This window comes from Nitrosomonas sp. PY1, from assembly GCF_022836435.1.
Classification (GTDB): domain Bacteria; phylum Pseudomonadota; class Gammaproteobacteria; order Burkholderiales; family Nitrosomonadaceae; genus Nitrosomonas.
Genome location: NZ_BQXC01000001.1, coordinates 1,324,715 through 1,341,130 on the forward strand (window position 1 = coordinate 1,324,715; position 16,416 = coordinate 1,341,130).

Consider the following 16,416-nt stretch of genomic DNA (forward strand, 5'->3'; position numbering starts at 1 on the left):
CCTATGAATCAACACAACAATCATAAACCATTCATTCAATCAGTTTCTGACCAACCTTGGCCTGCAAAAGAATCCTGGCGATTATTCAGAATTATGGCAGAGTTTGTTGAAAGCACGGAGCGTCTTGAGGCAATTCAACCTGCAGTAGGTATATTCGGCAGTGCGCGCACTCATCCCGATAGCCCACATTATCAATTGGCCGAGCAGATTGCGAGAGCGTTATCTGATGCTGGTTTTGCAGTGATTTCCGGTGGCGGTCCAGGAATTATGGAAGCCGCTAATAAAGGCGCTTATTTGGGCAAATCGCCGAGCATTGGTTTGAATATCCAATTACCGCATGAACAACAAGGCAATGACTATCAAGACATCAGTCAAACCTTCAAGCATTTCTTTACGCGAAAATATATGTTTGTCAGATTTTCTACTGCTTATGTCGTGATGCCGGGAGGGTTTGGCACTATGGATGAACTGATGGAAGCACTTACTTTGGTGCAAACCGGCAAAACTCGAAAAATGCCGATTATTCTTGTCTATTCGCAATTCTGGCGTGGACTGGTAGATTGGTTTCAAACGATGCTGGTATCGGAAGGTTTTATTTCTTCAGATGACATGGATTTAATCCAAGTAATTGATGAGCCTAGCGAAGTAGTCAACGCAATTTTTAAATATTATGAAACCAAGGGATTTGAGCTTTCCGCTGCAGAGCGAGAAATTCAACTCAATCTGTAAGCTACAGTAGCTAATTTTATGTACAATGATGAAGCTTTTTCTTGGGTAGAAATTCTTATGCACCGATTTATTCTGACACTGTTATTCTTGAGTTTTCCGTTGCTTGGCATGGCGCAAACCGAGCAATCCCAAGAACCTAAAAAATCCATGGATCACCCTTCTCATCCGAAGAATCTTATTCCTTTACCGGAACCCGAACCACCCGAATTATCGGAAAACCAATCTGATCCGGAATTAGAAGAGCAAGTCACCATTATCAAACGTGGAGAAGATACTATTGAAGAGCATCGAGTCAATGGTGAATTGTTAATGATTAAGGTCATTCCACGCATTGGACCTCCCTACTATCTAAAGAAAAATACCATTGTGGATCATCATGCACACCCCAATAGTGATGCGGGAGGACCCAATGTCAGTCCACCCATGTGGCAGTTTTTTAAATTTTAATATTTCTTCTGCAAAAATACGATCATCACTTCTTAATACACAATTACTCATGTCGGTTTTTACGCGTATCACAGAAAATGAGCTTACTATTTGGTTGAAACAATACAAGTTGGGGCAATTGCTTAATCTCCATGGTATTGCATCAGGTATTGAGAATACTAATTACTTTGTAATCACGACACAGGGAAAGTTTGTACTGACACTGTTTGAGAAGCTAAACAGAAACGAACTCCCTTACTATCTCAATCTGATGCTGCATTTATCAAATCACGATATTCCATGTCCAACACCTATTCAAAATATCGACGGTCAAATTCTCGGAGAATTAAACAATAAACCAGCAGCAATTGTCAGTTTCTTATCAGGAGAATCTCTGTCTCATCCCACTCCGGAACATTGCCAGGCGATAGGTGCGGTGTTAGCAAAAATGCATCTGGCTGGCAAGAGTTATTTACAATATATGCCGAATCCACGCGGCTTACAATGGTGGCAGGCCAAGGCGTGTGAAATCGATCCTTTTTTGTCCAATGACGAAAAAATATTGTTGAAATCGGAATTAGCTTTTCAAGCCGACCAACGCCATGAGAATTTACCGAAAGGAGTGATTCATGCCGACATGTTTCGCGATAACGTTCTATTTTTCAATAATAAGCTTGGCGGTATTATCGACTTCTATTTTGCTTGTAACGATAGCTTATTATATGACTTAGCTATTGTGGCTAATGATTGGTGCATGAATGAAGAAAAAACACTCGACACAACACGTGTATACTCACTATTAAAAGAATACCAACAAACTCGTCCGCTTTCTACGATTGAGAGAGCGGCGTGGTCCAGTATGTTGCGGGCTGCTGCGCTCAGATTTTGGGTTTCACGCATGGTTGATTTATATTTACCGCGCTCCGGAGAATTAACGCATGCAAAAGATCCAAATCACTTTAAAGCAATATTAGAGAACCATCGCGAAAGTGTAACAGAGCTCGCATAACGCATTATCTCAGAATGTATTAATTCAGTTTCGATTTTGGAGAATACAATAATGGAAATTCATCAAGTCAATGCCAAGCAAGGATTACAGTGGCTTCTAAGTGGTTTTTACTTGTTTCGCCGTGCGCCGATACCTTGGGTACTCATTTGTGGAGCTTTGTTTCTCATTGCAATCTCCGCTGCTTTAATTCCTTTTATTGGAAGCTTTATTTTCACTATGGCCTATCCTGCATTGATGGGTGGCATCATGCAAGGATGCCGTGCATTAGAGGAGGGAAAACCGCTCGAAATTACCCATTTATTCTCTGCTGCAGAAAGTAATTTCGCCGCACTGATTACCATCGGAGGTATTTACTTAACAGGCTTAATTTTGATTTCTGGTCTTGCTGCATTAATTGGTGGGCCTGCCATGACGGATATGTTGTTATATGGAAAACGAGTCGATGAAACACAGCTAATGGGAGTAGCAAGCAGCATGCTCACTTCACTTCTCATCGTATTAACACTATCAATACCCTTGATGATGGCCAGTTGGTTCGCGCCAATGTTGGTCGTATTTCATAAGATGCCCCCTGTGATGGCTATGCAACAAAGCCTTCTTGGGTGTCTGCGAAATCTTATTCCACTGTTATTATTTCTTATCACATCTACGATATTAGCAATCATTTGCGCCTTACCCTACGGTGCAGGATTGGTGATTCTGATTCCAACCATGTATGCCGCAATGTATGCCAGCTATAAGGATATTTTCTTAGGTGAACCCATTCGATTCAAAGATCATGAAACACCGGATGCGCCTACCCGTTGGCACAATACTGAAGATTCTCCCAAAAAATCGGAACACGATGAGAAACCTGTAGAGGATGTCATTCCGCAAAATAATGACTCTGACACCAAAAGTAAATAAAAGTATAAAAAGATAGATATAATTCACTGCTCATCTGAAAATTTCCTACCATCTAGAACCTTTGTGGTAATCTGCTTCATGTCTTAAGATTTCGATCAGCGGCAGCTTGCAAAGATGAGTATTTTCCACTTTCAATACTTTTAAGCTTCTTACCTCATCAATTCTATGGAAGTTTTTGAAGATACGCGCAGTTAATTTTCTACTTCTGTAGTGGAATAACAGCTCGAAATAATGTAACTAGAACCCCAAACTAGCTAATAAGTCATCGACTTGATCTTGACTACTCACCACATCGCTTACATTTCTAGTATTAGTCACAGGCCCATTCATAAGTCCCACATCTATATTAGATTTCTTGCTAGGGGTATGTGTAAGTAATAATCCTACCAAGTCTTTTTCTAAGTCTTGCACCATATGTATAATTTTTTTTATTACTTGACCAGTAAGATCCTGAAAATCCTGTGCCATCATGATTTCTAACAATTGCTCATTAGTAGCGCGGGTTTGCTCAGGAATCCTATCTAAGTAGCTTAAAGTATCAATCAGCAGCACCTTAAATGCTTCAGCATTTGAGTTTGTTTGTTGTGATTCCAGAGCTCCTTTCCATCGCTCAGACAATTTTATTGCATCTGCCGATAATTTATCTTGAATGGGCATTGCGATTTCAGTTGCAGTTAAAGCACGATCAGCAGCCTGCTGTGTTTTGTTGGCGACATAAGCTAATTTATCTTGTGCTTCAGGCACTTCACTCGCAATTTTTTCCAAGCGCTTATCATATCCTAGCTCTCGCAAACTATCGTGAAAATTACGAGTTAATTGACCAACTTGATCAATAACATTTTTATCGAGATTAATTTCATTACTTTCAACGGTACCAATTTCTGATATTGGCGTTACTTTAGACAGTTTGATAGGTTTTTTAGGTTTTTTGGATTTAATTAAATCGATATCGTCTGATTTGATTTTAGCAAGACATTTGATATTCATGCTGAACTCACTTTATATTAATAATTTAGTTAATATTTATGCTTTTACTGCAATTTTAGCCTGCATATTTTGGAAGATTTTGTTCAATTTCTCCTCAAGGACAGCTGCTGTGAAAGGTTTTACGATGTAACCACTTGCGCCAGCTTGGGCTGCAGCAACAATATTTTCTTTCTTAGCTTCAGCTGTAACCATGAGTACAGGGATATTTTTAAGCGCTTCACTAGCACGTACATTCTGAAGCATGGTAAGACCATCCATATTGGGCATATTCCAATCGGATACGATAAAATCAAAGTCCCCATCTTGCAGCTTACGCAGTGCCGCTGCACCATCCTCAGCTTCATCAACATTGACAAATCCTAGTTCTTTTAGAAGATTGCGAACAATTCTACGCATCGTAGAAAAATCATCCACGACTAAGAATTTCAAGTTTTTATCGGGCATCTCTTTCTCCATAAATATAAGTACCAATTTTTGTAAGTTACCGGTGATAATTAGCCTTGAGTAAATTAATTAATTTACTTATCCCTAGTTTTCTTTATAGCTTTTCTATCGACAGCTAAACTCGAAAGTTTAGAACAAATATATTAAAAAGACCCCTGCACAACCTCTCCTGTCAATGCAATACCCCATTAAAATAGGGGCAAGTTGGAGCAAGAGATGCAGATGAGTTTTGGAATATTGGAATTGGAGATAATGTTCTGATGAAGATTGATGCGCTAATTGAGTGGGAGGAATTACGTCCGAAGCTTACGGGTTTGTACAAGCGCTAATTATCGCATGGTGGAAGGCAGGAACCGTTTGATGGGCTGATGATGTTCAAAGCAATCTTGCTAGGTCAATGGCATAGTGGAGTTGTCTCATTTTGACAGACAGTTTTTCACTGAGTCGGGAGTACCTCGACCTGTGAGAGGGGATTGCAGTTTATCGTAATTTGATTTTGCTCCTTCAATCTTTTTTCAAAATTGTTAGATGATAAGTATCCCAGCCCAGAATGCCTGCGAGTTGGGTTGTACCATGACTCGATCCAGGTAAATATGGTCAGCCTTGCTTCGGTTTTATTTTTCCAGGAATACCTGTCGATCAACTCACATTCCAGAGAAGCAAAAAACTTCCAGCCATCGCATTGCCATAGGCATCGCCCACACTGTCCATCGAGGGATGCACACCCATTTCCCTGCATCGCTTGCCAAACTCAACACTGGTATATTGACATTGTTATAAATGATGTAATCATTTGCATCCAATGCCTTTGAGCCAACCCTGAATTGACTGGGCTGCCGGGGTTCCAGTAGCTGTTAGCTTGGTAAATACCGTATTTTCTAACTGTGTATGGTGTCGTTGATTACGCTATAGTATGTAATTGTGTCGATATGTCCTTTACTGGTGAACTTGAAAACATCATTGCCACCCCCACCCGCCAAAATATTATTTCCTTTACCACCATCTATCTAGTTTGTCATTCCCAGTTCCGCCCTTGAGCGTATCATTACGTCAATAAGCTGTAGTCTGAAACCAAGGTGTCCACGCCTGTTGTGCCAATCACGTTACCTTTAGTTGCATAGAATGTTGCCATGTCAGTCTCCTAGAAAATTTTTATTACAGATTTCTTGCAATAGAGCCAATAAGAATAAGCTGGCGAATGATATTAAAAAGTGAGGCGGCGAGTTTCTCATGACTGTTCCTTCTATCATTTTAGTACATGGGAAACACATGGGAAAAATAAACACTCTTTTTTTCCAAAAAGATTTTACTATACATAAACTTGATGATTAGTCGGAGGAATCCTCAACATTATATTGCTTATAAGAATTTTTTGCATTATTAAATTCCACCGGGCAGGATAATACCCTACTTATTAAAGAATATTAAAAACGAAGCGCACCGATAAAGCAGAAAAAATCAATATTACACTTCCGCCCGATATGTTGAATGTTATTAGGGAAAAAGTGAAGGATAGCCGGGAATCCGAAGGCGGCGCCAGATCATTCGATTCATGCCGAGACGAGCGATCTTGATGACATATATTTTCATTCGAATTTTCATTCGAAGACAATACTCAACTTGGTTAAACTTTGAGTATCACTCCGATTTTAGGTGCACGAAAGGCTAAATAGGAATATACCACACTCTCCGTCATTGCGCACAGTTACAAAAAACAGGGGATCATGCCCCAGCGATCAAGCATTGCTGAAATTGTTTTATCGAACATCAGCCAGAAATGAACCATGCCTCTACTGAACTGGAAAGCCGATCTCAACAGGTTTACCATTATGTTCGAGGAGCGTATACCGATCCATTAATACAAGCACCGTTTACACAAAATTCGTGACACCTTCGTGGTTTCCACACAATTACCCCACCAATGCACTCTTAAATCTTAGTTACAGCATTGATGAATTAATGCATATCTAGTACTAACGTACTAATACCAAAGTACAATTGTCACAGCTATCAAAGCAACTAGAATATCACGCTTCCTAGCGTACCTCGAAAATATTAAGTATCAGGCAAAAACCCCAAATTCTGAGATAACACAGTATTTCACAGCAGATTATCCCGGAATAGGTTTTATTGTAACAACTACTTAAAGGAGCACTTGCAATGGGATTTGTGAACGAAAGATTAGAAAATCATGAGTGGCAAACTATTGATCGGGAGCGGGGTATTGTTCTCAAACGTGTAGGAGGTGGAGGTCCAGAAGACTCTCCTTACGACTTTAATCTAAATATCGCAGGCGAGAGCGTCAATTTTACAGCTTATCAAAAAATAATTTCTTTGGGACGTGAACAGGGCTACGACATCGAGTGGCAAGTTTTAGCGATTTATGCGCCATCTCATATGAAGCAAGATAAATTAAGTTTACACAGTCTGATTACAGAAGCTCTCGATGTATTTGGTTTTGCAGCTTCAAGAAAAAATGTCAAAAATTTGACTGTCACTTTTGCATTCAATGTATAGGAATTCTAACAAATGAATGCATCCAATGCGCTGAATGAAATTACTGCCAATGAAGCCGCGGGCAACCCGATGTCGGTCAATGAGCTGCGGGCACTAGCGAACTCTGTCGATGCCAGCACTGGAAATTCAACTTTGTTGCTATGGAGTGGTGGTGTAGGAAAAGACACTAATTCAAACGGCGAGAAAGAATTTAAAGCCAAAACTATTGCGGAATCACTATCGAACGGCTCTTCTGTTAAAACAATCGCAGACACGCAAATAGGGAAGTTATTAAATAATATTGATTTTCAAACAGCCCTTGAAAATGCTGCCAACCGTGAAGGATTGAATTTTAAAGCTTTATATTTAGGAACTGATGCAAACGGCATACGCATCAACAATACCAGTTTCTGGGACACGGCATCAGCGCGATTGGTCGATGGTCATACTGGGGATTTTCGTTTGATTATGCCTTCCGCAGCAATCGGTAGTGTGGCTGTAGAAACCGAGATTCCAACACTATTGAACAAAGCATCATTATCCGGACAGAAAATCAATGGCGTCGATCTCAAAGACTGGCAAGATCGCTATCAAGTAGACAAGCTACTGAGTGGCGAAAGCACAGCAAAGTCCGAACTCGTCAAATTGATTGGTTCGACATCCAAAGCGGATTTGGCCGATATGCGAATCGGCAAGGATGCGGCTGGCAAATTGTATGTTGATACCAGTAGTTATCTGGGGAAAACATTGGGGTTGCCCACCAAGGATATTCCAACAGGAACTGAGATAACCCGCCTGGCATCATTGGAAAGCATGCGCTTAAGTTATAGCGATATGACACAGTATGTTAAATACGAAGGTTTACTGAATAAAGCAGGATGGGTCGGAGATATTCTGGGAACAGCGCTCGCTATCGCGCAGGCACAACAAGCTTATAACAGCGGCAAACCAACCGAGGCTGGTGCCATCTTAGCAGCCCATGTCGGTAGTTTGGCAGGTGGCATTGCGGTTGGGTATGGCGCTTCACTTGCAGCGGGGCTTTTACTTGTGCCTGGCCTGAATGTCGGTATTGGAACCGGTATGTTAATTACTGGAGCCGCTGGGCTTGCAGGCGGTTATTTCGGTGGATTGGCCGGAGAGAAGCTTTTCGAAGATTTGTATATGAACATTTCAAGTTTCGATATGGCGCTTTTTTTCCAGGATCTAAAGAGTGATTATGCTTGGGCAATCAATCGTCTTGGTGATTTGTTGATGCAAAATATCGGTGAACTTGCTGAGATATCAAACACTGTTAACAATTTCTTCCTGCAATTCAAAAATTGGACTCCGCCGCGTACTGATCCCTTGGTACTCGATTTGGATAACGATGGGATTGAAACCATCGGTATTGGTAGTGCGGTGGTAATGTTCGATCACAATGCTGATGGTATTAGAACTGGTACGGGCTGGGTCAAAAGCGATGACGGCTTTCTAGTGCTGGATCATAACAACAATGGTACGATCGACTCGGGTCGTGAGCTGTTCGGTGTCGATACCATCAAATCCAATGGCAACCTCGCCACCAATGGTTTTGATGCCTTGTCTGATTTGGATTCCAATGGGGATCATGTATTCGATCAGAACGATGAGCAATTTGCGCACGTACAGATCTGGCGTGATTTTAATCAGAATGGCATTTCTACCGTAAATGAATTGTTTTCTTTATCGGAACTGGGGATTATCAGCTTTAGTTTGAATGCCGCCACTCAGAACGTCAATTTGGGTAATGGTAATGTACAAACCGCTGCCGCTGCACATTTAACGGTCGACGGAACCGGTCAAACGGGTAATTTGGATTTGGCCAACAATCCGTTCTATCGGGAATTCGTTGATACTATTCCACCCACTGAACAAGCGCTTAATTTACCGGATACCGTAGGCTCCGGCTGGGTGCGGGATTTGCGCGAGGCGGTTAGCTTATCCCCTGCGGCTGCAGCTGTTTTGACAAACTACGTGAGTCAAACAAATTATGCGGACCAAAAAGCTTTATTGGATGACTTACTATCCGCTTGGGCAAATACCTCGACGATGAAAAACAGTGTCGAACAAGCCGACCAAAAGGGTTATTTCTTAATCTATTTGCCATCTGGTCAAACACAAGCAAGCTATGATCAGCATATGGGATATTGGAACACCTCGGATACCAATATTCTCAATGCGTTAACACCAGAAAAACGCGCCTCATACGAATTACTACAACATCAACAGCAAGAATTTAACGCAATGATTAGCGTGTTGGAGTGTTTCAATGGCACCCCTTATGTCACAGTCGCAACAGATCGGGTGACATTAGGCAATGGTTCACAAGTTATGGTCGGTACCGTGCCCGGTATTCAAAACTCTGAACGAGTGTTTGTATCCCTCTTTTCGCAACAAATCGAGCTGATGCAACAAAGTTACGGAACACTCAAAGAATCTGTTTATGGTAGTTTAGTGCTACAAACACGTTTAGCACAGTATTTAAATAAAATAGTATTAGATGTTGATGCGTCCTCGCAGACTTTTGTCAATTTTACAGCGATGGATACTGCGTTAGAAAACAATAAAGCCACTAACCCATCAAATACCTTAGCTGATCTCATCGAACTCAATAAATATGCTGGTACGACTTTACAAAGTAATGACTGGACTGGTTTGGACATGCTACGCAATTGGATCGACCAAAGAATTGCTGGAACACAGACTGAAGCAATCCTTCAAGATTTAGGGGTGAGTGTTATTGAAAAAAGTGCATTGCCGGATGATGTTGTCTTTAGCGGAGCAAGTAATGCAAACATTAATGGACTAGCTAACAATGATTTTATCAATGGTGGTATCGGTAATGATGCGTTGTATGGCAATGCTGGAAATGATTCACTATATGGGGGCAGCGGGCGCGACTCTCTGATGGGGGGAGATGGTAATGACACGTTACTGGGTGACGATGATTCAGATGCGCTGTATGGCGGTAATGGCAACGACACTCTCAATGGTGGATTGGGTGCTAACGATTTACTGTCAGGCGATGCGGGCGACGATACCTATCTGTTTGCAGCCGGAGATGGCAACACCACGATCAACAATTACGATGCCGCTGCGAGCCGAAGCGACGTGCTACGCTTCGGTGCAGGTATCAGCCCAGCCAATGTTTTAGCGACGCGCTCCGGCAGCGACCTAAAGCTAACGCTGCAAAGCACTGGAGAGGTCATCACGGTGCAATACTACTTCTATAGCGGCGGTACCCAATATACCCTCAATGCAGTTGAATTTGCCGACGGTACCAGTTGGAATGTTGCGACGTTAACCGCGATGGTATTGCAGGGCACTTCCGGTGCTGACACGCTCACGGGATTTGCCACCGATGACACAATCAGCGGACTGGGCGGCAACGATATGATATTTGGAGCTGCAGGTAACGATACCCTATCGGGTGATGCCGGTAATGACAATTTATATGGCGAGGAAGGCAATGACATCCTGAATGGCGGGGATGGTCAGGACAATGTGTATGGCGGTAATGGCAACGACACTCTCAATGGTGGATTGGGTGCTAACGATTTACTGTCAGGCGATGCGGGCGACGATACCTATCTGTTTGCAGCCGGAGATGGCAACACCACGATCAACAATTACGATGCCGCTGCGAGCCGAAGCGACGTGCTACGCTTCGGTGCAGGTATCAGCCCAGCCAATGTTTTAGCGACGCGCTCCGGCAGCGACCTAAAGCTAACGCTGCAAAGCACTGGAGAGGTCATCACGGTGCAATACTACTTCTATAGCGGCGGTACCCAATATACCCTCAATGCAGTTGAATTTGCCGACGGTACCAGTTGGAATGTTGCGACGTTAACCGCGATGGTATTGCAGGGCACTTCCGGTGCTGACACGCTCACGGGATTTGCTACGAATGATATCATTAATGGTCTAGGTGGTAATGATACGTTATATGGCGGTGATGGCGACGATTCTCTCAATGGTGGTACCGGCACGGATTGGTTATATGGCGAGCTAGGAAACGACATCTATATTGTAGATAATGTCGGTGATACCATTACTGAATCTGTCAATGCAGGCACTGATATAATTAGCAGTAGCGTTACTTACACGATTCCAGCAAATGTAGAAAACCTTACGTTAACTGGGACGTTAGCTATTAATGGAACAGGCAATAGTTTAAATAACACCATTATTGGAAACTCTGCCGTTAATCAATTAAGCGGTGGTGTAGGAGACGACACATTAGATGGCAAACTGGGTAACGACATACTTAGTGGTGGTGCCGGCAAAGACAATTTTAATCTAACAACTTCAGGAAATATCGATACAATCACAGATTTTGTTGTAGTTGATGATACGATTAGATTAGAAAATGCGGTGTTCACCAAGCTAACAACCACTGGAACTCTGGCAGCCAGTCGATTCAAGATTGGTACTCAAGCAATGGATGCAGATGATTACATTATCTATAACAGTACCACGGGTGCTTTGTACTATGATTCCAATGGTAATGGTGCAGGTGCTACAGTACAAATTGCAATGATCGGCATTGGATTAAGCATGACAAATGCGGATTTTGTAGTCATTTGACTTTCAGTATAGCGTTGTGGTCTTTTTCTTCTAAGGTAATTGTTGGGTTATTTGTAGCAGTCAGTAGTTAGATACTAATTGAATGAGTTATACGAGATATTAAAAAGAATAGTGACTGTGGGACTACTTTAAAATGTCTGGAAAAGAGTTTTACGATAGCTTATGTGTTAGTTTTGAAATTATTGATTGTAGGAGCGCAGGATATGAAACTGCCAAAATTCACAGATACTTAGTATTCTGCGCGCTATTTCCTTCTGTTCTGGTCAATTTAAATCGGAGCACTTCACAACCCTAATTTGGTAGAAAGTGAAGTTTTTTCCATTTTTTAAGGGAGTTTCCTATCTTAGCTGGTTATTGCACTGCCAGACGAGGTCGTGCAGGAGTATTTAAAGGATAAAGATATACTGAGTTACTAGGAATGCCGTAAGAATTCCTTCGTAAATAATATGTTACCAAAAATTTATTGATCGCCACTTTCCACGTGAAATACGTGAAGTATACGGTGTACAATAGGAGCAAGAATTACGCCAGTAACAAAAACAACAACCAAACCGCAATATAGCGCATATAGGCCGGCAAAAAGCTTGCCTCCATAAGTGATTGGTGTGCTTACTGGTCCCATCCCTCCCAAGAGCATTGATGTATTTAAGAACGCATCAATCCAATTGAGATTTTCCAATACATGATAACCAACCATACCAATGAGTAATGAAAATGCTATGAGTATGAATGAAATAAAACAGCTCTGCGCTAGCCGAATAATAAATTGATACAAAGAAATTACCGGCTGGTTTCGATGCTCAAATTTGGAAAGAAATCTTTTCATTAATGACCTAACACGCAATATATAAAGACCGTGAATATATTGTTTTCTTTTGAATACTGTTCTGGCGAACAACAGTATTTACCTCAAATATTGTGCTTGATAATCATCATAGATACAGAATCTACTTTATTGCAGCACAAACATATTAATTTTTTCTTTAAATAGGGTGCGTTGCATTTTATCTCAGTCATCCACCACATCCTGCCCTGGAAATAATACATCGGCAAAACCAAATGAGCGAAAGTCCTGAATCCGCATTGGGTAGAGAATCCCTTGCAAATGGTCGCATTCATGCTGTACAACCCGCGCATGGAATCCACTGACACTACGGTCAATAGCCCTACCAAATTGATCTGTTCCTTGATAACGCAATTGTGTAAAGCGCGGCACAATACCACGCATTCCAGGTACGCTGAGACAGCCTTCCCAGCCACCCTCTTTTTCTTCCGATAACGGGGTCAAATGCGGATTCAGCAAAACCGTAAAAGGAACTTCGTCTGCATCGGGATAACGTTGATTCTTTTCAAAACCAAAAATCACTACCTGTAAATTCACACCAATCTGCGGTGCGGCAAGGCCTGCACCGTTCAATGCTGTCATCGTGTCTTGCATGTCTTGTAGCAAAACTTGTAATTCGGCCGTACCGAAATGCGTCACTTTTTCAGCTACCTGTAGTAACCGAGGATCTCCCATTCTCAGCACCGGTTTAATCGCCATAACAACTCACGACATATTCCAAAATTTTTCTAACCTTAGTCATTGCTTGCTCCAATATCTCATAACCTTCATGGCAATCTACCACATTGATATGACTATTACGTCCAGCCGCATAGCTAACCACTACGGCAATGGTTGCATAGTTTAATTCCATTTCACGCGCCAAAATCGCTTCGGGCATTCCGGTCATACCCACCATATCTGCGCCATCTCGCTCGAGCCGGTTAATTTCTGCCGCTGTTTCCAATCTTGGACCTTGTGTGGCAGCATACACGCCTCCATCCAGCATTTCCAGATTCGCATCATGCGCACCTTGCAACAATAAAGCGCGAGTCGGTTCACTGTATGGAATAGTAAAATCCGCTTGCTTAAAGCGCTGCTCGGTATCTTCAAAAAAAGTAAATTTGCGGTTATGGGTATAATCGATGATCTGATTGGGTATTACCAGTCGTCCTGGAGCCAAATCGGAACGAATTCCTCGCACTGATGTAATTGCTATCACGTGCGAAGGTTGTAGCGAATGAAGTGCGCAAATATTGGCGCGATAATTGATGGCATGGGGTGGAATGGTAAAATTATGTCCGTGCCGTCCTAGAAAGGCAACCTCATGATTCCTGATTTTACCGAAGGTAAACGGGCCTGAAGGCTCACCATAGGGAGTTCGGATAATCTGCCGGTGGAATATTTCCAACCCCGGTAACTGCGCCATTCCATTACCACCAATAATTGCAAGCATGCTCTTCCTTAATTACCGATTATTGTTTTCATCGCATAGATCGCTGGCAAATTCCGCCAAGCACCGTGTATATCCATGCCAAACCCAAATACATAACGATCAGGCACAGTGAGCCCCACAAAATCCGCTTGAATGGGTTTGCGGAGCCCTGTTTGTTTTTCTATCAAGACTGCACTATAAAATGCCTGCGCACCTTGCTGCAAAGCCTTCTCGCGAATAGTTTCCAGAGTTAATCCAGCATCCAGGATGTCATCTAGCACCAGAATAGTTCTATCACGTAATGCTTCACTCGGCGCCACCTGCCAACGGACTTTACCCGCTTGTAGTCGTTGGTCGTAACGCTTAACTTGAAGATAATCAAAATCCAAGGGAAATAATAGTCTCGGTAACAGCTGTCCGGCAAATACCACGGCACCGTTCATGACGCATAACACCAGCGGATGTTGCTGTGACAAAGCTTGGATTATTTCATCAGCCATACGCTGCAATGCTTGCATCACATCACTCGCAGAATGAATCAATTCTGCATTTGCCAATATTTGTTCGGCTTGTCGATGCGACAACAATGGTGACTCGTTCATTAAAAGCTATTGATTGCGATAGTATAGTTATTATGATGATGCTTTTGTATTGTATAACAAACAAGCTCTTATCCAATAGACGGTATGTTGTATGCCTGATTGAATCGGCAAAAGACAAACACACTTGCCATTCGCATTAGCCGGGGGTGCTACGATAATTTTTGGATAACTATCTAACGATTGTCATACTACACACCTAGATTGGGTCAATCTGTGGTGACATCCTTAATCTCCTTAATAAGGTAGCAATTAATGTACTGCCATCCTAAAGAATAAATCTTTATCGTCGAAAAAGAGTAAGGTAAAACTAATAAAGTTGATGAGGATGAATAAAATGAAAACCATAGCATTTTATATCGTAACAATTTCTATTGTAATTAGTCGCCCCTGAAAAAAGCCTCGACGATTGCTATTTTTTGGGGTGGATCAGATTTCCTTGCTGCATGTAGAAAACAACTTTCGCTGGTTGAAGTTTTCATTAACAAATTGGGGTAATTTGCGTTTTTCGCCATGAGAAGAACAGCCAAAGAATGGCCAGCAGCCATTGTCTCAGATTCCATGCGCAAGCAGCCATCAATAGATTGATACGATCTCCGATAGCACCTTTTAAATAATTTCTGATCAACCTAAAATCCGATTTCAAATGACCAATGATGGGTTCAATCGCTGCACGTCTTCTGCATTGCTTTCGTTTCTTGTCCCTTTGATAACGAGTATCTTGTTTGAGTGCTTTCCCCGGCAAAATAATACTCGTGCCATTAACTTCTCGCTTGCCGCGATAGCCGCGATCACATACTGCTTGTTTGACGGCTTTGCCGCGAGATGCCTCAACATGACGCAGTATTTCCGGCAGCGTATGATTGTCATGCCGGTTTTGTTCGTGACTGACTACACCGACGATCAGATTGCCTTGCGCGGTGCTTGCTATCGATGCCTTGCTGCCATATTCGTATTGTTTGTGGTCTTTTCCTTTGGCCACGCAGTACACCTGCGGCTCGTGCAATGAATAGATCTTGTTTGTGTCTTTAGATTGCTGCCTTAAAATGCGCTCATACATCAGAAAATCTTGTTGGTAGCACTCAAATAAACAGTATTGCGGCAATTCTCGGCGCAGTTCCCGTATTAAGATGCCCGCAATCGTTCTAAGCCGCTTTAGCGCTCGCTTGGCCTTTGCTCTTTTGGTGACGTGACGGAAATGCCGAATAGCCAGACGCAATGATTTTACTTCTTTGACGAAAGTACGCCGCTGTTGAACACCATGCGCTTGGGCTATCTTGTTTAGTCGGTTGATGATTCTAATTGCCAGCTTGCTATCTGTCGGATAGGCGATGTTCTTTTCTTGCACTGTCGTGTCAATGTGAACCGTGTCTTCCAGCGCAGCTTCTCCATGCAAACCAACGCTCATCTGGAAAATACGCTCAACACCTTCAGCGCCAATGCGCTTACGAAAATGCACCAACTCCGTGCTGTGGCAGGGCAATCTTCGCTGAAACTCTTTCATCCCGCAAAAAGCCTGGTAATACGGATTGCGTTTCCACTGCAATACTACTGCTTCATCGCTCAAGTTCTCTAACTGCTTGAGTATCAACAATCCAACCAGCAGCCGAATCGGTTTACTGGGTGCGCCTAATCCTTCGCTGTAGTGTATTGAAAATGCTTCGTCAAACTCAAACCAAGGTATTTCCAATGCAAGCTGTAGCAATGGATCAGAACGATCAAGCTGCAATAACAGGTCAGTCTCAAACAAAACTGGGTTGGTGCAAAGTTCTACTGAGTGTGAGCATCTGTAATCACCATTTCGACCAGAATTTAGCTGCAATTTTAGCATTTCTGGCCGATCGGATCACACACATCTCTGTATTTCTTCTCATTATCAAATAGTTGTACTTTCTTCAGGGACGACTATTTAGTGGTTGTAATACTCCACCCTCAAGAATTGCTCCAATGCATCAGA

Annotated in this window: 13 protein-coding genes and 2 pseudogenes; 7 read left to right on the forward strand and 8 right to left on the reverse strand. The window is 42.3% G+C overall.

Features of this window, described 5'->3' with window-relative positions:
- Positions 1 to 3 precede the first annotated feature (3 nt).
- From W03_RS06255 to W03_RS06270, 4 genes are read left to right on the forward strand one after another with little or no spacing between them, the layout of a single operon-like run.
- A complete protein-coding gene (locus tag W03_RS06255) occupies positions 4 to 729 on the forward strand; it encodes a TIGR00730 family Rossman fold protein (RefSeq protein WP_244072154.1) in 726 nt (241 codons plus the stop codon).
- A gap of 18 nt (positions 730 to 747) precedes the next feature.
- Entirely contained in the window at positions 748 to 1,176 is a 429-nt protein-coding gene (locus W03_RS06260) for a DUF2782 domain-containing protein (protein ID WP_244072155.1), read from the forward strand.
- A 49-nt stretch (positions 1,177 to 1,225) separates the two neighbouring features.
- The gene (locus tag W03_RS06265) at positions 1,226 to 2,164 is read left to right on the forward strand and encodes a homoserine kinase (RefSeq protein ID WP_244072156.1); all 939 of its coding nucleotides are present in this window, start codon (positions 1,226 to 1,228) and stop codon (positions 2,162 to 2,164) included.
- Positions 2,165 to 2,215: 51 nt separating this feature from the next.
- Complete coding sequence (locus W03_RS06270) at positions 2,216 to 3,070, forward strand: BPSS1780 family membrane protein (RefSeq protein WP_244072157.1); 855 nt, start codon at positions 2,216 to 2,218, stop codon at positions 3,068 to 3,070.
- A 237-nt stretch (positions 3,071 to 3,307) separates the two neighbouring features.
- On the opposite strand, the gene W03_RS06275 is transcribed toward W03_RS06270, so the two are convergent.
- From W03_RS06275 to W03_RS06285, 3 genes and pseudogenes are all read right to left on the reverse strand, one after another.
- On the reverse strand, positions 3,308 to 4,057 hold the full coding sequence (locus W03_RS06275) for a protein phosphatase CheZ (RefSeq protein WP_244072158.1): 750 nt from the start codon (positions 4,055 to 4,057) through the stop codon (positions 3,308 to 3,310).
- A 36-nt stretch (positions 4,058 to 4,093) separates the two neighbouring features.
- Positions 4,094 to 4,501: a chemotaxis response regulator CheY gene (cheY, locus tag W03_RS06280; RefSeq protein WP_244072159.1), complete on the reverse strand. Its 408-nt coding sequence runs from the start codon at positions 4,499 to 4,501 to the stop codon at positions 4,094 to 4,096.
- A 436-nt stretch (positions 4,502 to 4,937) separates the two neighbouring features.
- A pseudogene (locus W03_RS06285) lies at positions 4,938 to 5,269 on the reverse strand (integrase core domain-containing protein); the annotation flags it as partial.
- Between the two features lie 924 nt (positions 5,270 to 6,193).
- On the opposite strand from W03_RS06285, the pseudogene W03_RS06290 reads away from it, so the two are divergent.
- The 3 genes and pseudogenes from W03_RS06290 to W03_RS06300 all read left to right on the forward strand — a co-directional run.
- A pseudogene (locus W03_RS06290) lies at positions 6,194 to 6,360 on the forward strand (IS256 family transposase); the annotation flags it as partial.
- 301 nt (positions 6,361 to 6,661) lie between these two features.
- Positions 6,662 to 7,018: a hypothetical protein gene (locus W03_RS06295; protein WP_244072160.1), complete on the forward strand. Its 357-nt coding sequence runs from the start codon at positions 6,662 to 6,664 to the stop codon at positions 7,016 to 7,018.
- Positions 7,019 to 7,030: 12 nt separating this feature from the next.
- Positions 7,031 to 11,602: a calcium-binding protein gene (locus tag W03_RS06300; protein WP_244072161.1), complete on the forward strand. Its 4,572-nt coding sequence runs from the start codon at positions 7,031 to 7,033 to the stop codon at positions 11,600 to 11,602.
- 460 nt (positions 11,603 to 12,062) lie between these two features.
- Here W03_RS06300 and W03_RS06305 read toward each other — a convergent pair whose 3' ends face one another.
- The 5 genes from W03_RS06305 to W03_RS06325 form a co-directional block, all read right to left on the reverse strand.
- A complete protein-coding gene (locus tag W03_RS06305) occupies positions 12,063 to 12,428 on the reverse strand; it encodes a hypothetical protein (protein WP_244072162.1) in 366 nt (121 codons plus the stop codon).
- Between the two features lie 183 nt (positions 12,429 to 12,611).
- Positions 12,612 to 13,145, reverse strand: a complete 534-nt coding sequence (gene def / locus W03_RS06310; RefSeq protein ID WP_244072163.1) for a peptide deformylase — start codon at positions 13,143 to 13,145, stop codon at positions 12,612 to 12,614.
- On the reverse strand, positions 13,135 to 13,881 hold the full coding sequence (locus tag W03_RS06315) for an S-methyl-5'-thioinosine phosphorylase (RefSeq protein ID WP_244072164.1): 747 nt from the start codon (positions 13,879 to 13,881) through the stop codon (positions 13,135 to 13,137). Before W03_RS06315 ends, def begins: the two co-directional genes overlap by 11 nt.
- 8 nt (positions 13,882 to 13,889) lie before the next feature.
- On the reverse strand, positions 13,890 to 14,462 hold the full coding sequence (locus W03_RS06320) for a hypoxanthine-guanine phosphoribosyltransferase (protein ID WP_244072165.1): 573 nt from the start codon (positions 14,460 to 14,462) through the stop codon (positions 13,890 to 13,892).
- 478 nt (positions 14,463 to 14,940) lie between these two features.
- Positions 14,941 to 16,209 (reverse strand): IS5 family transposase, encoded by a 1,269-nt coding sequence (locus tag W03_RS06325; RefSeq protein WP_244072166.1) that lies wholly within the window; start codon positions 16,207 to 16,209, stop codon positions 14,941 to 14,943.
- Between the last annotated feature and the right edge of the window lie 207 nt (positions 16,210 to 16,416).

Excerpts from the sequence above, each read along its gene's own strand:
- W03_RS06275 (WP_244072158.1), bottom strand. The coding sequence starts at position 4,057 with ATGAATATCAAATGTCTTGCTAAAATCAAATCAGACGATATCGATTTA.
- W03_RS06255 (WP_244072154.1), top strand. The coding sequence starts at position 4 with ATGAATCAACACAACAATCATAAACCATTCATTCAATCAGTTTCTGAC.
- cheY (WP_244072159.1), bottom strand. The coding sequence starts at position 4,501 with ATGCCCGATAAAAACTTGAAATTCTTAGTCGTGGATGATTTTTCTACG.
- W03_RS06320 (WP_244072165.1), bottom strand. The coding sequence starts at position 14,462 with ATGAACGAGTCACCATTGTTGTCGCATCGACAAGCCGAACAAATATTG.
- W03_RS06295 (WP_244072160.1), top strand. The coding sequence starts at position 6,662 with ATGGGATTTGTGAACGAAAGATTAGAAAATCATGAGTGGCAAACTATT.
- W03_RS06265 (WP_244072156.1), top strand. The coding sequence starts at position 1,226 with ATGTCGGTTTTTACGCGTATCACAGAAAATGAGCTTACTATTTGGTTG.
- W03_RS06305 (WP_244072162.1), bottom strand. The coding sequence starts at position 12,428 with ATGAAAAGATTTCTTTCCAAATTTGAGCATCGAAACCAGCCGGTAATT.
- W03_RS06260 (WP_244072155.1), top strand. The coding sequence starts at position 748 with ATGTACAATGATGAAGCTTTTTCTTGGGTAGAAATTCTTATGCACCGA.
- W03_RS06270 (WP_244072157.1), top strand. The coding sequence starts at position 2,216 with ATGGAAATTCATCAAGTCAATGCCAAGCAAGGATTACAGTGGCTTCTA.
- W03_RS06315 (WP_244072164.1), bottom strand. The coding sequence starts at position 13,881 with ATGCTTGCAATTATTGGTGGTAATGGAATGGCGCAGTTACCGGGGTTG.
- def (WP_244072163.1), bottom strand. The coding sequence starts at position 13,145 with ATGGCGATTAAACCGGTGCTGAGAATGGGAGATCCTCGGTTACTACAG.
- W03_RS06300 (WP_244072161.1), top strand. The coding sequence starts at position 7,031 with ATGAATGCATCCAATGCGCTGAATGAAATTACTGCCAATGAAGCCGCG.